The organism is Myxococcus sp. AM011, assembly GCF_013372595.1.
Taxonomy (GTDB): Bacteria; Myxococcota; Myxococcia; order Myxococcales; family Myxococcaceae; genus Myxococcus; species Myxococcus eversor.
Genome location: NZ_JABXEM010000019.1, coordinates 38,288 through 53,354, shown reverse-complemented (window position 1 = coordinate 53,354; position 15,067 = coordinate 38,288). Strand labels below are relative to the sequence as shown.

The window sequence follows — 15,067 nt, the reverse complement described above, 5'->3', positions numbered from 1 at the left end:
GCCGAGAGGAAGAGCAGAAGTGCCGCGCAGGTATGGAGTCGCAGGGCTGTGTCCTTTCGAACTCGCGAGCTTACCTCCAAACACTCCCATCCCACGTCCGCTGGACGTGCAGGGTGCCGCCGTTCACCTGCTCATCCCACGTCAGCACGGGGCGGTCCTCCGCGCTCCAGCTCAGCCGAGGATTGAGCGCCACCGATTCGGGCGAGTTGACCTCGTTCAACTCGTCGCCCATGGGCAACCACCGCTGTCCATCCCAGCGGGCCGCGCGCAGCATGACGTTGGGGAAGTGCACGGTGGTCCGCTTGAGCCACGCGACGACGCAGCCGTCGAAGCCCTGGTCCGAGTAATACGCCTGGAGGACCTGCGGCGTCACATAGGTCCTGAGCAGTCGGCAGTAGGGAATATTCGAACCCGCGTCCTGGATGTCCTGCAACGTCAGCCCGACGCGCGGCGGCAGCGCGGTCAGGGCCTTCGAGGTGGATGGGGGTGGTGCGCCGTCTCCCGGCACCGGTGCCTCCCCACCACCGACGCAGCCCACGAGCAGGCCCCCGCACAGCGCTGCAACCACCCAGCTCCAGGACCACCTGCCCGAAACGAAACCCTTGTCTTGCATCTGGCCACTCCCATGAACGTCGGGTGGCTCAAAGCTGGACACGCACTTCTGGGGCATCAGGCAGGGCCGGCCGTCGATGTTCAACGGCCGACCCTGGGCGGCACTGCTCACCCCCGAGCCACGTCAGGGAAAGAAGGGCGAGCGGTCACACGAGAGGCTTCCTCCCGCGCGGTACAGCATGTCCTGGTAGACGATGGTGTTGTTGATGGGGAAGGCACTCGTCGCGGATGCCACGGTGGCGCCGCCGCGCACCAACCGGAAGCTCGGCGTGCCCTGCTGGAGCGGGACACGGAACGACTGGATTCCGGCCGCCACGTTCGTGCGCTGCACGCTGCCCGCCAGCTCGATTTCCAGCGTCGCGGGCGCCGTCAGGAACGCGAGCAGCTCGATTTCGTTCACCGCGGCCGCGCCATTCACCAGCCGGTACACGGCGCTCTGCTTCGTCAGGTCCGGCGCCGCGCTCGTCGAGTGCAGCCGGTGGAAGTAATACAGCGCATCCCGGACGATGGGCGGCTGCACGCCTGTCTTGAACCAGGCGGTGTAATACGCCGTCAGGTCGAAGGCGGCCCACTGCGTGCCGGAGGACGGGGAGAACTCCGTCGCCTCCGAATAGTCATTCCAGGTGATGAGCTGCACCCAGTCCGCGCCACCCTGGATGGCCGCGCCCCAGAGGGCCCGCAGCGCCTGCGAGTTGTTCGCCTCCGTGTAGACGAGGTCCTTGGGCCGCGAGTCCTGCAAGGCCACCGGCGCCATCCAGTGGAGTCCCATGCCGTGCGCCGTGCCGGGGTTGGCCAACTGTCCCGAGGCCCCGGAGAGCGTCCGGCTGCCCCAGGTGGACGTGCCATGCAGCGGGACCACCGCCTTGAGCGCGTTCGTCTGCGCCACCCACGGGTTGACGTACACGGGCCACAGCGCCGAGGAGATTCCACGCGTCTGGAGGGCCTGGATGGCGGAGGCCCACCACTGCGGCGTGCGCTTGTCCGCGTAGTACGGCGCGAGCAGCAGCCGCCCGTCCTCCAGGTGATACACCGCCGGGTGCGAGGCCACCGAGGCGATGGTGTTCACGAACGCCGTCAGCGCCTCCGCGTCGGTGCCCGAGTAGGTGGAGGTCATGTCCGGCATGAGGACGATGCGGAACCCGCTGTCGACGTTGCTCGCGGCCTGCAGCAGCTTCAGCAGCCGGTTCCAGTGCGTGCCGGTGTGGTTGAGGATGTCGTAGGTGAAGCCGTCCAGGCCCAGCGCCGAGGCGCGGCGCACCTCCAGCTCGAAGTTGGCCAGCTCGTAGTCCACGCCGGCCGCGCGAGGCGCCTGGGGCAGTGGCCGCTGCTTGAGGAGGCCGCCGCAGTACGCGAACTTGGAGTTTTCCCCGGTGGGCACCAGGTAGTGCCGCGCGTAGTAGTCGACCGACGGCTCCCGGTTGTCGAGCGAGAGCGGGTAGGGCGAGAAGTAGTGCGCGAAGACCTTCTTCGGTGCCGCGCGCAGCGTGCCCAGGGCCGGCAGATTCAGCGGCCAGCACGGCGTGGCGGGCGCGGCGGCGACGTCCGCCGTCAGCTCCAAGTCAAAGCTCAGGTCCGACGAGTTGAGCGTGGACTGGTGCACCTCCACCGCGAGCACGTTGGTGCCCGAGGTGAGCGCGGTGGCGGGCACGGAGACGCTGTGCCAGGTCAGCTCGGCGCTGTCGGCGATGACGGTGCTCGCCAGCGTCGACGCCGTCACCGCTCCCGCGGGCAGGTTGCTGCGAAGGACCTCCTGCCCGTTCAGGTAGACGATGGCGCCGTCATCGCGCAGCAGTCGCAGCACCATGTTGCTCACCCGTGTCGGGTCCGCGACGGTGAACGTCTTGCGCAGCCACGTCGTCACGTAGCGCGAGGACGTGCTGGGGCCGTAGGAGACCACCGTGGCCTCGTCGCCATCGCCGTAGCCGAGCTGCGCGGGGCCCTGCTTCCACGCCGTGTCCTCGTAGCCCACGGCCGTCCACCCCACGCCCGGGTCCACGCCTGTGTCGCGGTAGCGCCACGCGCTGCCTGGCGCGACGAGTGTGCTCGCCAGGTGCTGCTCCTCCGTTGTCGTGGAAGCGGGTGGGGTCTCCTCGGGCCGCGAGGCGGGGCCGCAGGCTCCAAGGAGGGGAATGAACAAGGCAAGCCAGACTGCTCGACGAGGGGGTGTGGAGAGCATGTTGGTGTTGTCTTCCAGGGGGTGTGTAAAAACAGGAAGACTTCCAAGTCATTGATAACAAGCGAGCCGCTGGTGCGTCCCGAGAATGTCCCGGGGCCTTCGCAATCCCACATCGCGCTGCGACACGACTGAGGTCGCCCGCTAGGGAGTCGAGTCCTTGTCCATGAGGTTGTAGACCTCCTGCACGTCGCGCAGCAGCTTGGGGAAGTCCAGCTCCAAGTCCCTCAGCAGGCCGGTGCGCATGTCGAACACCCAGCCGTGCACGGTGGGGAAGCCCTTCTCCAGATAGGTGCGCTGCACGGCGGCCGTCTTGACGATGCTGAAGCACTGCTCGGTGACGTTCAGCTCCACCAGCCGGGCGTAGCGGGCCTCGGGGTCGGTGAGCGCGTCCAGCTCCGCCTTGTGGAGCCGGTAGACGTCCCGCACGTTGCGCAGCCACGGGTTGAGGATGCCCAAATCCCGGGGCTGCATGGCGGCCTTCACGCCCTGACAGCCGTAGTGGCCGCAGACGACGATGCGCTTCACCGACAGGTGGCGGACCGCGTAGTTGATGACCGACATCACGTTCAGGTCGACGTTGTTGACCAGGTTCGCGACGTTGCGGTGGACGAAGACGTCCCCGGGCTCCACGCCCATGATTTCGTTGGCGGGCACCCGGCTGTCGGAGCAGCCGATGTAGAGGTACTCGGGGTTGTGCTCGGCGGACAGCCGCTCGAAGTACTTCGGGTCGTCCTTCGTCTTGGCCGCGGACCAGCGACGGTTGTTCTCGAAAATCTGTTCGTAGGAGGGCACGGACCGGGGGCATGCCCGGCCCGGTGCCCCCGCGTCAACGGGAGAATGTCGGTTCAGGTGCCGGCGGCCCCGCTTCAGCGAGCGAGCTGGATGGGCCTGGCGGACGCCAGCCGCACCTGGCGCATGTCGACGAGGATGTCGTAGGCGCGCGCCTCGGGAAGGAGGGGGCCCGCGGCGAAGCGGTAGAGGGCCTGCGGGTCGCGCTCGAGCGGGAAGCGCTCCCGGACGGCGGTGGCGAGCAGCTCCTTGGCCACCCACTCGGTGTCCACGGACACGGAGCCGAACTCGTCCAGGTAGCGCTGGGACGCGGACGAGTCCCGCTGCCGCGCGGTGAGGACGAAGACGCGCGGCTTGCGCGCGGGGACGATGGCGGCGGCCCCCTGCCGCATCAGCTCCAGCTCCCGGCCCTGGGGCCGCGCGAACAGCTCCACGGATTGCTGGTGGGCGAGCAGGGCGCTCACCGCGACGAAGCCGCCCAGCACCGCCACCGCCACGCGAGGCCCCCGCGTGGGCCACAGCTCTCCCAGCTTCAACACGGCGGCGAAGAAGAACACGCTCCACACGCCGGTGAGGGCATAGAGCGTGCGGTACGTGGGCCACCGCTCGCTGGCGAGCAGGCTGGCGCAGTACGCGACGCCCGACAGGCCCACCAGCGCCATCACCCACGTCCCCACGCCCACGCGTCCCGCGCGCCGTCCCTCGACGACGAGCGCCAGCACGAGCACCGTCAGCGTCACACCCACCATGGGCCAGTAGCCACCGGAGGGCGCGGCGTCCGTGTCGTTGAGCGCGTTCAGCGCCAGCGCGTTGGGCAGCACCTGGGTGACGAACCAGCCCGCCTTGTCCACGAAGTGCCGCTCCAGCACCATGCGCGGCGACGGCGTGAAGAGCCCCAGCCAGAAGGTCAGCCGGGTGATGACATAGGCGAGCCCCAGGCCTCCACCCACGACGAACAGGTGGCTGGCGAGCCAGCGCGCCGGCGTCCGCGCGTCGTCGAACCGCCGCGTCACCAGCGCCGCCGCGAGCAGCACCGCGTAGAACGGACCACTCGCTTGATAGATGAGCGTCGACGCGGCCAGGGCCACCACCGCGCCCACGCACCAGGCCCAGCGCAGCGTCCCGCTCGCGGAAGGGCGCAGCCCCCGTCGCGCCAGGGCGAAGGCCGCGGCGCTCGCGAGCAGCGCCACTCCCTGAGGCCAGCAGATGCTCCAGCTCGCCACCACCTGCGCGGAGGGAATCACCGTGAGGAACGCGGCGAGCAGCGCGGCGGGAGCCCGTCGCCACCCCTCGGACCGCAACAGCAGGTAGAGCGCGAGCGACAGCAGGGCCAGCCCCAGCACGCCCAGCGCCCGCAGGCCGCTCAGTCCCTCCACGCCGTCCGTCTCACGCGTGGAGCGCTCCAGGAGCCAGCCATACAACGGACGGCCCATGGCGCCGCACACCCGCAGAATCTTCCCGGGCTCCTCGCGGGCCTCCCGCTGAATCGCGTAGTCGTCGCGCAGGCCATAGTGCGACGAGATGGCGCTGCCATAGACGACCCAGGGCAGCAGGAAGAGCAGGGCGGCCGTACCCAGTGCCCGGAAGGCACCTGTCGTGATGCGTGTCCGCAGGGGGAACCTCTGAAGGCTCACGACCCTAGCAGAGTCGTATGACGCGTCTCGGTATGCGTGAAGTCTCACGGAAAAGTGAAACGTTCCACAACGACTTCACCGCCCGGCTGCCCAGGCCCATGCGGCGTGTCCATCCGGACGAATCAGCAGCCCCCCGAGGCCATGGAGCGGTGTGGCGTCGTCGGAAATGTCGAGCTCCAGCACTTCCAGCCGGGGTGTCCAGCCCGGCGCGGGCTCCCACCGGGTGGGTGCCTGGGGGCCTGCCTTCGCGTGCAGCCACGGCCAATGGCCTCGGTGCAGGGCGGAGTAGAGCGGGCGCGGGCTTCCGTCGGAGAGCCGCAGGTCCCAGTTGGGAAGTCTCCGGCCTGTCCAACCCGGCAGAGGGGGCAGGGCCTGGAGGGGCGAAGGCACGGGCGCGTCCGGGTAGGCGACGTCGAGTCCGCCGAGGTGCTCGGCGAGCGGGCGATTCACGGTGGGGTTGCGCAGCAGGCCGTTCATCAGCTCGCGCAGCGCGAGCGTTTCCGGGGTGAAGCCCATGAGCGCGGACTGGGCCTCCGTGTTGCGCAGCAGGGCCTGGCCCACGCGGTGACGCTCGTGGTGGTAGCTGTCCAGCCGCGTGTCCGGCGCGCCCTCGCGCGGCACGGCGGCGAGCTTCCAGCCCAGGTTCAGCGCGTCCTGGAGCCCCACGTTGAGGCCCTGGCCGCCGGCCGGGTAGTGCATGTGCGCGGCGTCACCGGCGAGCAGCACGCGCCCCCGCCGGTAGGTGTCCGCCAGCCGCGTCTCGTTGCCGAAGCGTGACAGCCACCGGGGCTCTCGCATCCCGAAGTCGGAGCCCGCCACGTGGGCGAGGCTCGCGCGCAGCTCGTCCAGGGTGAGCGGCTCCTTCAGGCGAGGTCCCCGGGCGCATGCGTATCCAGCGAGAGCAGGTGGTGCGGGCGGCGTGGACGTGGGTGGATGAGCTGGGCGTGGAGGGGCTGACGATGCGTTTGTTGGCGCAGGCGCTCGCCGTCCAGGCGCCGTCGCTCTACTGGCACTTCCCGAGCAAGCAGGCGTTGCTGGAGACGATGGCGGACGCGCTCCTGGAGGACGTGGCGCGTACGCGTCCCCCGGGGGACGGCTGGGAGCCGGTGGTGAAGGGCGTGGCGGAGGAGCTGCGGCGCGCGCTCCTGCGCCACCGGGATGGAGCCCGGGTGTTCGCCGGGACGTTCGTGGTGTCGGAGAACACGCTCCGGGTCAGCGAGCTGCTCATGGAGGCGCTGGGGCTGCTGGGCCTGCCGCCGAAGGAGGCGGGCTGGGCCACCTTCGCGTTGCTCGACTACGTGCTCGGGTTCACCATCGAGGAACAGGCCTTCGGTGCCCAACAGGGCGAGGGGCCTCCGGCGGCCGAGCGGATGCGGACGCTCGCCCTGTCGCGCTTTCCCCACGTGGCCCGGGCGGTGGACGCGCTGGTCGACCCTGACTTCGATGCGCGCTTCACCTTCGGACTGGAGGTGTTCCTCTCGGGACTGAAGAGCCGTCGCGCGCCGAAAGCACGGTGAGCCCAAGCCGGGCTTCCGCGAGGCATTGGACAGCGACCCTGGACCGCGGAGCACCCGGGCGCGCGTGTATCGAAACGGAAGGGATTGGCAGGTGACGTCGGGTGACGGGCCGCGTCTGCTCGTGCACGCCTGAATGTCAGACTATTGGAAGCAGTCCTTGACGTCGCCCCGCCACGCACGCACCTCCATCAGAGTGGAAGTGCTTGCGTGAAATTCGAGTCCCGGCTGCCTGCTCACAATGTGACCATCGAGGGCTGGGTGGTGGAGTGGCTCGCGCTGCACTGGCAGATGCCCGCGGCCTCCATCGACACCCGGCGTCCCCTCGTCGAGCAGGGGTTGGACTCCGTGGGCGCCATCTCCCTGGCGCATGACCTGGAGCAATGGCTGGGTTTGCCGCTCACCCTGTCCTTCCTCTGGGAGCAGCGCACCATCGAGGCCCTGGCGCGCGCGCTGGCCTCCCCCGACGCGCTGTTCGCCCTGTCGCCTCCGAGCGAATCCGGCGAGGCGCTGGTGTCCTCCTCCGGGGAGACGCCGCCCGCGTCCCTGGGCCAGCAGCGGGTCTGGCGCCTCGACACCCTCCAGCGGGGCAGTGCTCGCTTCCACGTCCATTTCGGTCTGCGATTCGACGGTCCCCTGGATGTCGAATCGCTGAGACTCAGCCTCCAAGAAATCGTGCGACGCCACGAGTCGTTCCGGACGACGTTCCGCGAGCAGGACGGGCGGCTGACGCAAGTGGTGGCGTCTCCGCCGCGGCTGGAGCTGCCCGTCGTGGACCTGCGCGCGGAGCAGGCCGGTGACGAGGAGCAGGCGCTGCGCTCCGCGTCCTTCCGGACACTCTTCGATGCGCAGGGCCGCACGCCGTTCGACCTCCAGTCAGGTCCGCTGCTTCGCACGACCCTGGTGGTGCTGGCGGACCAGACGCATGTCCTGCTGGTGACGCAGCATCGGCTCATCACGGATGGGCCGTCGCTCGGAGTGTTCAGTCGGGAGCTGGCGTCGCTGTATCGCGTCTTCCAGGCGGGGGTGCCGTCGCCGCTGGCGTCGCCCTCGCGTCAGTGGGTCGACGTGGCGCGGTGGCAGCGGGCCTGGCTGGACAGTGAAGCGGCGGCGCGGCAGCGCGAGTACTGGAGCGCGCGGCTGGAGGGCGTGCCGGCCCTGACGCTGACGTCGCGAAGGGCCGGGGCCGAGGACACCCGGTTGGGAGGACTGGTCTGCTTCGACGTGCCCGTGGCGCTGACGTCGGCGTGGAAGGCGCTGGCGAGCGGGGAGGGCGCCACGCTGTTCACCGCGCTCTCGGCCGCCTTCTCCGTGCTGCTGCGTCGGCATGCGGGCCAGGAGGACCTGCTGTTGGGCACCGTGGTGGCCAACCGGGGGCGGCGAGAGCTGCGCGACGTGGTGGGCTGTCTGGCCAACACCGTGGCGCTCCGGTGTGACTTGACGGGCAACCCCTCGTTCCGGGAGCTGCTCGCCAGGCACCACGTGCGCACCACGGAGGACCTGAGTCATCAGGAGCTGCCGTTCGACGAGGTGGTGCGCCAGGTCCGCGACGCGCGGGGCGCGCCCCCGACGGTGCAGGTCGCTTGCGTGTTCGAGAACGCGGCCGCCTTCGAGGTGGCCATCCCCGGCCTGTGCTGCACGCTGCTGTCGGACACGCCGGATGCGTCGGTGCCGGGCACGGCCCGCCATGAGCTGACGCTGCTCCTATGCGAGGACCAGGGGAGCCTGCGAGGCGCCTTCGAGTACGCCTCCGACGTGTTCCTGCCGGCCGAGGTCGAACGGCTCGCGGAGGACTTCCGGCGACTGCTGGGGCGCGTGGTGGAGGCGCCCGATGCCAGGCTGGATGAGTTGACGCCTCCAGCCCTCGCCACGATGACGGGGTGACTCAGGCGCTGGCGTCCGAAGGCGGAGTCCCCGCGGACTGGACCTCCGGCACCGCCTCTTCCAGGGCCATCCGGGCCTCGTCGAAGTCCCGGAGGGCCGAGTCCACGAGCGCGCCCCATCGCTCGGGGGGCTCGCGCTGCGAGCGCATCTCCAATTCCTCACAGGTGCGGGAGAGGCGGGCCGCGCCGAACAGGGCCGCGCTCGAGCGCAGGCTGTGCGCGTGTCGCGTCAGCGCCGCCGCGTCCTGCTCCTCCAGGGCCACGCGGAACGAGGCCAGGTGTTTGTCGGCGTTGCGCAGGAAGTCGCGCACCAGGGTGGTCAGCTCGCTCCTGTCGGAGCCGGTGAGCAGCTCCAGCCGCTGGAAGGCCGTCGTGTCGAAGATGACGGTCGGTGGCGCGGGAGGCGGTCCGAAGCGAGGCGCCTCCGCCGCGTTCTCCAGCGCGGCCACGAGCAGCCCCACTTCCACGGGCTTGGTCACGAAGTCGTTCATCCCCGCCTGGAGACACAGCTCCTGGTCTCCCTGGATGACACTGGCCGTCATCGCGATGATGCGAGGGTTTCCATAGCGCCGGATGTCCGCGCGAATGCGCCGCGTGGCCTCCAGGCCGTCCATCTGGGGCATGTGGACGTCCATGAAGACGACGTCATAGGGCTCGCGCTCCAGCGCGCTCAGGGACTCCTCGCCGTTGCCCGCGACGTCCGCGTCGTAGCCCAGCTTCTTGAACAGGCGCAGGCCGACCTTCTGGTTGATGGGATTGTCCTCCACCAGGAGGATTCGCAGCGGCAGGCGCTGGCTCAGGGTGACGTCCAGCTCGGCCGCGGGCCGGATGGGCACCACCTGGCCTTCCCGGAGGATGACCTCGAGCGTGAAGGTGGAGCCGACTCCCACGGTGCTCTGGACGCGGATGGTGCCGCCCATCATCTCCGACAGCCGCAGGCTGATGGCGAGCCCCAGCCCCGTGCCGCCGTAGTGACGGCTCGTCGAGGCGTCCACCTGGCTGAAGGAGCGGAAGAGGCGGTCCATCCGCTCGGCGGGGATGCCGATGCCCGTGTCCTGGATGGTGAAGCGCAAGGGCCAGCTTGGGGCCTCGGCGTCCGGGCGCGCGTCGCCGCGTGAGACGTGGACGGTGACACCGCCCTCGTGGGTGAACTTGAGCGCGTTGCCCACCAGGTTGACGAGCACCTGACGCAGCCGCGTCTTGTCGCCGAACAGCGCGTCGCGCACGTCCTCGTCCACCGAGTGGCGCAGGGTGAGCCCCCGCTTCGCGGCCTGCGGGCCCAGCAGTCCCAGGCACTCCTTGAGGCTCTGGCGCAGGGAGAAGGACTGGCTGTCCAGCTCGAAGGCGCCGGCTTCAATCTTGGAGAAGTCGAGCAGGTCATTGATGAGGCGCAGGAGCGAGTCGCCGCTGGTGTGGATGACGTCCACGCACTCCTGCTGCTCCTCGGTGAGGGACGTCTCGCGCAGGAGCTGGGCCATGCCGAGCACGCCATTCATGGGCGTGCGAATCTCGTGGCTCATGTTGGCCAGGAAGCTGGACTTGGCGGCATTGGCGGCGTCGGCCTCCGCGCGCGCGGCGTCCAGGGCCACGTTCTTCTCGCCCATGGCGGAGAGCGCGTCCTGGGCCTCGGTGACGTCCAGGAAGGCCCACAGCCGGCCGCGCGCGGAGCCCCGGCGCGCGGGCACGCAGGAGACGGACAGCGTCTGGTGCGGAGACTCGAAGCGCCAGAGCATGTTGCGCAGCTCGGGCTGGCTGCCGTCGAACATGCGCGCCATCCGCTCTTCGATTTGAGCGCGGTTCTTCGCGCGCTCGCGCAGGGTGGCCATGGCGCGGGACATGAGGTGGGCGGGCACCTGGCCATCCGGCAGCCCCAAGAGGAGGGCGCCCGGCTTGTTCACCCACGTCTCCACGCGGTTCTGCTCCAGGAAGACGAGCCCGCAGGGCACCGCGTCGGTGATGGAGTCCACGCGCGCGCGCAGGTTCTCCGTCGCGCCTTCCAAGTCACACTCGCGCGCGGCGGTGAGCAGCAGGCCGGGCAGCGCTCGCAGCGCGGCTTGCTCGGCGGGCGTGAAAGGGCCTGTGCCGCGGCGCAGGAGGAGGAGGGCGCCCTTGCGGTCATCGACGGACTGCCATGGCAGCACGGCCATCGCCCCGCGCAGCGGCTCCGGGAGGCCGAGGTCCTGGGGACTCGGGTCGAAGAAGCACCACTGCGTCTCGCCCAGCACGCCCCGGAAGAGGTCCTCTCCCAGGTGGGCCAGCCGGGGGCGCGCGGCGGGAGTGCCCGCCAGCTCGAACACCGTGACTGCGTCGATGCGGCGCAGGCTGACGGCCACGTCCGCGCGACACGCCTGACGCACGACTTCCAGCACCCGCGCGAGCTGTCCACCATCCCGAACCGATAGGGCCTGCACCGCGGCCACCATCAGCTCCATCACCGAAGAATCCACGGGGGACGGTACGAAAGTCCCCCCCGGAGTGGACGCATCCTTCTCCGACAGGCTCACGAAGCGGCGAGTGCCTGGGCGATGAGCGCGTTGACCTCGTTCGGCGCCGTCATGTGCGGCAGGTGGCCCTGGTTGGGGACGTAGTGAATCTGTCCCTTGGGCAGGCTCTTCGCCAGGTACTCGCCCACGTGGTTGGGGACGGCGAAGTCGTGGAGCGGCTGGACGACCCAGGATGGGACGTTCAGTCGGGTGACCTGCTCGCGGAAGTCGGACTCGAAGATGATGCGAATCACGCCGATGGCGATGTCGGGCCGCAGGGCGATGAGGGACTCGGAGAAGTCCTTGACCACCTCGGGCGTGGCGGAGGGCCCGACGGCGGCCTGCGCGAAGCCGCTGGCCCAGGCGTCGAAGTGCTTCTCGATGGTCTCATAGAGCGCGTCGATGCCCGGCCGGTCGAAGCCGCCCAGGTAGTCGGGGGCATTGAGGTAGCGCGGGGACGCGCTGATGAAGACCATGCCGCGGAAGAGCTCCGGACGCAGCAGCCCCGCGAGCAGGCCAATCATCCCGCTCATGGAGTGGCCCACGTAGAACACGTTGCGCGCCTGGACGGCCTCCAGCACTTCCATCAGGTCCAGCGCGTAGCTCTCCAGGCCGGCGTAGCGGTGCGGACTGTAGGCCTCCAAATCGGAGCCCTGGGCGCCCACATGGTCGAACAGGACGATGCGGTGCGTGTCCTCGAAGGCACGTACCTGATTGCGCCAGGCGGTCTGGTTGGTGCCGAAGCCGTGGGCGAGCACGAGCACGTCGTCACCCCGACCGACGACCTGCACATTGTTTCGAGTGAGGACCGTCTTGGACATGGTCTGTCCATTGTAGGCCAGGCGCCCCATTCACGCGGACCGCGCCCGCATGCCCTCCGGTCGACCACTCAACGAAAGCGCCGCGCGGACCCACCCCGTGTCGTGGAAACCCCTGGGTGGCTCCAGGTCGGGAAACGTGGGGTGACGCCGCGAGGCGGTGCTCGCGCGGGCCACATCAGACATTCGCCGCGTCGGCCCCTCCACGATTGGAGGTGCCATTGTCCGCGGTCGCCCAGTGAGCAGCCGGTCGGGTTGAGAGGGATTCAGCGGGTGATGACAACCGGCGCGGGAGGAGCGCGCTCCATGGGGTTGGCAATCGTCCTGACGATGGTGGGCATGATGGTGTCGGTCACCCCAGCGGTCCCCGAGGCACGTCGCCCTGGCACCACGGAGTGGAACCTGAGTCAGCCCGCCACCGGGACCCAGTTGGAGGGGTACGCCGGAGCGACCAGTGTGCAGCGCGGCGAGTCCATCGACATCCATGTCCGGACGGACGGCGCGCGCCCGGTGAGCTGGGAGCTGTACCGCATGGGCTACTACGGGGGCACGGGCTCCCGGAAGATGGCGTCGGGAGGCCCCGTCACCATCGGCCCCCAACCCACGCCCGTGGCGGACCGGACGACGGGCCTCGTCGAGTGCCGCTGGCCCACCAGCTTCACCGTTCCCACGCAGGCGAGCTGGCCCAGCGGCGTCTATCTGCTCAAGCTGTGGCGTGACGACGGGCCCCAGTCCTACGTCATCTTCGTCGTCCGCGCGGACGAGCGGAAGAACACGGGCGTCCTCCAGATTCCGTTCACCACCTTCCAGGCCTACAACGCGTGGGGCGGCGAGAGCCTCTACTCCACCTCCCTGGGGCTGTCCGGAGGCCACGCCAAGGCGGTCTCGTTCGACCGGCCCTACATGGATGGCAACGGCGCGGGCGAGTACTTCTACGCCACGCACAACTTCGTGCTGTGGGCGGAGTCGAAGGGCTACGAGCTGTCCTACGTCACCAACGTCGACGTGGACAGGAATCCTTCGCTGCTGCTGGGACAGCGGCTGTTCCTGTCCGTGGGACATGACGAGTACTGGTCCCGCCCGGCCCGGACGGCGGTGGACGCGGCGCTGGCGTCGGGGGTGAATCTGGCGTTCCTCGGCAGTGACACGAGCTGCTGGCTCATCCGCCTGGAGTCGTCGAGCGAGGGCGCGTCGCGGCGCAAGCAGGTTTGTTACAAGGACGAGGCCCGCGCGGAGGACCCGCTGGCCGGCACTCCGCTCGTCACCGTGCGCTGGCGCAACGCGCTGCTCGGTGAGCCGGAGAACGGACTGGTGGGGGTGATGTCCGACGCGTGGGGAATCATTCCCCAGCCGTACGTCGTGCACACGCCGGGCGCGTGGCCCTTCGCCGGCACGGGGCTCGCGCAGGGCGACTCCATCCCCTCCGTCGTCGGCTATGAAATCGACCGCGCGTGGACGAACGGCGCGGGGCCGCCGGGCTTCGTCTCGCTGGCGACGTCTCCGGCCATCAGCAACAAGGGCGAGCCCAACTGGCACACCTCCGGCCTGTACACCGCGCCCTCCGGCGCGTTCGTCTTCTCCAGTGGTGGCATCTCCTGGTCCCAAGGGCTGTCCCATCCCCACTTCGCGGACCTCCGGGTGCAGCGCATCACCGACAATGTGATGCGCAAGGCGGGGCTGGTGCCCACGCTCGACGGGGACACCTTCGGCGCGCAGAACCCCCGGCCGGTGGACCGCACGGGACAGTCCGCGGGCGTCTCCACGTTCGCCGGAGCCGCGTTCCAGGAGGGCTTCGTGAATGGTCCCGCGACGCAGGCGCGCTTCCGCAGGCCCGTGGGCGTGGCGGTGGACGGAACGGGCACGGTGTTCATCGCGGACACGGGCAACCACGCGGTGAGGCGCATCGCCAACGACGAGGCCCGCACCGTCACCACCATCGCCGGCACGGGCTCGGCGGGCGTGGGGGAGGGGGCCGGCGCGATGACGGCGCTCCGCTCGCCGCAAGCCATCGCCATCGCCCCGGACGGCACGCTCTACGTGGCGGACACGGGCAACCACCGCATCGTCCGCATTGCCCGGGATGGACGCTGGACGGTGAGCACCTTCGCGGGTTCGAAGGATGGCCGGCAGGGCAGGGCGGATGGCGTGGGCACGGCCGCGCGCTTCCAGACGCCTGGCAGCGTGACGTTCGCCGGCGCGGACCTGTACGTGACGGACACCTTCAACCACCGGCTCGCGCGCATCTCTCCGGAAGGGAGGGTGAGCACGGTGATTGGCACCCGGGGCTCTGGCAGCACCAACGGCCCCGCCAGCCAGGCGCGCTTCCACCGGCCGACGGCGGTGGCCTTCGGCGGGGGCGCGCTGTGGGTGGTGGACACGGGCAACCGGCTCATCCGCCGGGTGGCGATGGATGCCAGCTTCACCACCGCCACCGTGGCGGGTGCCGTCACGGGGGGCTTCTCCGACGGCGCGGGCGGGGCGGCGCTGTTCCTGCCCATGCTGGGCGCGGCATATGTCGACGGGAGGCTGCTGCTGACGGACACCGGAAATGAGCGCATTCGCGCGCTCGTCGGCGGACAGGTGCGCACCTACGCGGGGACGGGGGCGCATGGCGCGCGCGACGGCGCGGCGGCGGAGGCGACGTTCAGCCTGCCCACTGGAATCGCCGCGCTGTCGGGAGGAGACGTGCTCGTGGTGGACCAGGGCGCGTCGACGGTGCGCAGGCTGCTCGCGCCGTCGAGCGGCGGAGGACCGCGCCCCGTGCCGCGAATCACCGGCGGACCTTTCTCCGGGACTGCCGCGCCGCTGGACGTGTTCCTCGATGCGACGACGAGCACGACGACGGAGCCGGGGAGCTGGATTCAGCGCTTCCGGTGGGACTTCGGCGACGGCACCACGTCCGACGCGGCGTACCTGGAGCACCGGTACACGGGCGTGGGCCGCTACACCGTCACCCTCACCGCGACGGATGCCAAGGGGGTGAGCGCGTCCACCACCCAGGTCATCCGCGTGGGCGTGCCAGTGGAGGGCGCGCCCTGAGACACCGTGGAGCCGTCAGGACTTCGCGAAGGCGGGCGGGTCCGGGATGGAAATCGTTCGTGTCTGGATTTGAGAGGGATTCACTCGCGCCCTGGGCGTCGAACTGTCGACAGATGTCC

The 15,067-nt window shown here is 69.9% G+C and carries 10 protein-coding genes; 3 read left to right on the top strand and 7 right to left on the bottom strand.

The annotated features are described in order from the left end of the window. Positions 1–70 precede the first annotated feature (70 nt). From HUW62_RS06390 to HUW62_RS06370, 5 genes are all read right to left on the bottom strand, one after another. The gene (locus HUW62_RS06390) at positions 71–613 is read right to left on the bottom strand and encodes a hypothetical protein (protein WP_163869150.1); all 543 of its coding nucleotides are present in this window, start codon (positions 611–613) and stop codon (positions 71–73) included. Between the two features lie 123 nt (positions 614–736). Beyond that, complete coding sequence (locus HUW62_RS06385; protein WP_163869149.1) at positions 737–2,749, bottom strand: glycoside hydrolase family 71 protein; 2,013 nt, start codon at positions 2,747–2,749, stop codon at positions 737–739. A gap of 180 nt (positions 2,750–2,929) precedes the next feature. Next, the gene (locus tag HUW62_RS06380; RefSeq protein WP_163869148.1) at positions 2,930–3,580 is read right to left on the bottom strand and encodes a carbonic anhydrase; all 651 of its coding nucleotides are present in this window, start codon (positions 3,578–3,580) and stop codon (positions 2,930–2,932) included. 74 nt (positions 3,581–3,654) lie between these two features. Beyond that, the gene (locus tag HUW62_RS06375) at positions 3,655–5,211 is read right to left on the bottom strand and encodes a glucosyltransferase domain-containing protein (RefSeq protein WP_176433877.1); all 1,557 of its coding nucleotides are present in this window, start codon (positions 5,209–5,211) and stop codon (positions 3,655–3,657) included. A 75-nt stretch (positions 5,212–5,286) separates the two neighbouring features. Next, on the bottom strand, positions 5,287–6,078 hold the full coding sequence (locus tag HUW62_RS06370; RefSeq protein ID WP_176433882.1) for an FAD-dependent monooxygenase: 792 nt from the start codon (positions 6,076–6,078) through the stop codon (positions 5,287–5,289). A 17-nt stretch (positions 6,079–6,095) separates the two neighbouring features. Between HUW62_RS06370 and HUW62_RS06365 the strand changes: the two genes are divergently transcribed. Beyond that, a complete protein-coding gene (locus HUW62_RS06365) occupies positions 6,096–6,728 on the top strand; it encodes a TetR/AcrR family transcriptional regulator C-terminal domain-containing protein (RefSeq protein ID WP_176433876.1) in 633 nt (210 codons plus the stop codon). A gap of 207 nt (positions 6,729–6,935) precedes the next feature. Beyond that, positions 6,936–8,609 carry a condensation domain-containing protein gene (locus HUW62_RS06360; RefSeq protein WP_163869145.1) on the top strand — a complete coding sequence of 558 codons (1,674 nt, stop codon included), beginning with the start codon at positions 6,936–6,938 and terminating at the stop codon, positions 8,607–8,609. Between the two features lies 1 nt (position 8,610). Here HUW62_RS06360 and HUW62_RS06355 read toward each other — a convergent pair whose 3' ends face one another. After that, positions 8,611–11,040 carry an ATP-binding protein gene (locus HUW62_RS06355; protein WP_255203275.1) on the bottom strand — a complete coding sequence of 810 codons (2,430 nt, stop codon included), beginning with the start codon at positions 11,038–11,040 and terminating at the stop codon, positions 8,611–8,613. Positions 11,041–11,108: 68 nt separating this feature from the next. Further along, on the bottom strand, positions 11,109–11,912 hold the full coding sequence (locus tag HUW62_RS06350) for an alpha/beta fold hydrolase (RefSeq protein WP_163869143.1): 804 nt from the start codon (positions 11,910–11,912) through the stop codon (positions 11,109–11,111). Between the two features lie 303 nt (positions 11,913–12,215). On the opposite strand from HUW62_RS06350, the gene HUW62_RS06345 reads away from it, so the two are divergent. Then, positions 12,216–14,948 carry a N,N-dimethylformamidase beta subunit family domain-containing protein gene (locus tag HUW62_RS06345; RefSeq protein WP_176433874.1) on the top strand — a complete coding sequence of 911 codons (2,733 nt, stop codon included), beginning with the start codon at positions 12,216–12,218 and terminating at the stop codon, positions 14,946–14,948. Positions 14,949–15,067: the final 119 nt, after the last annotated feature.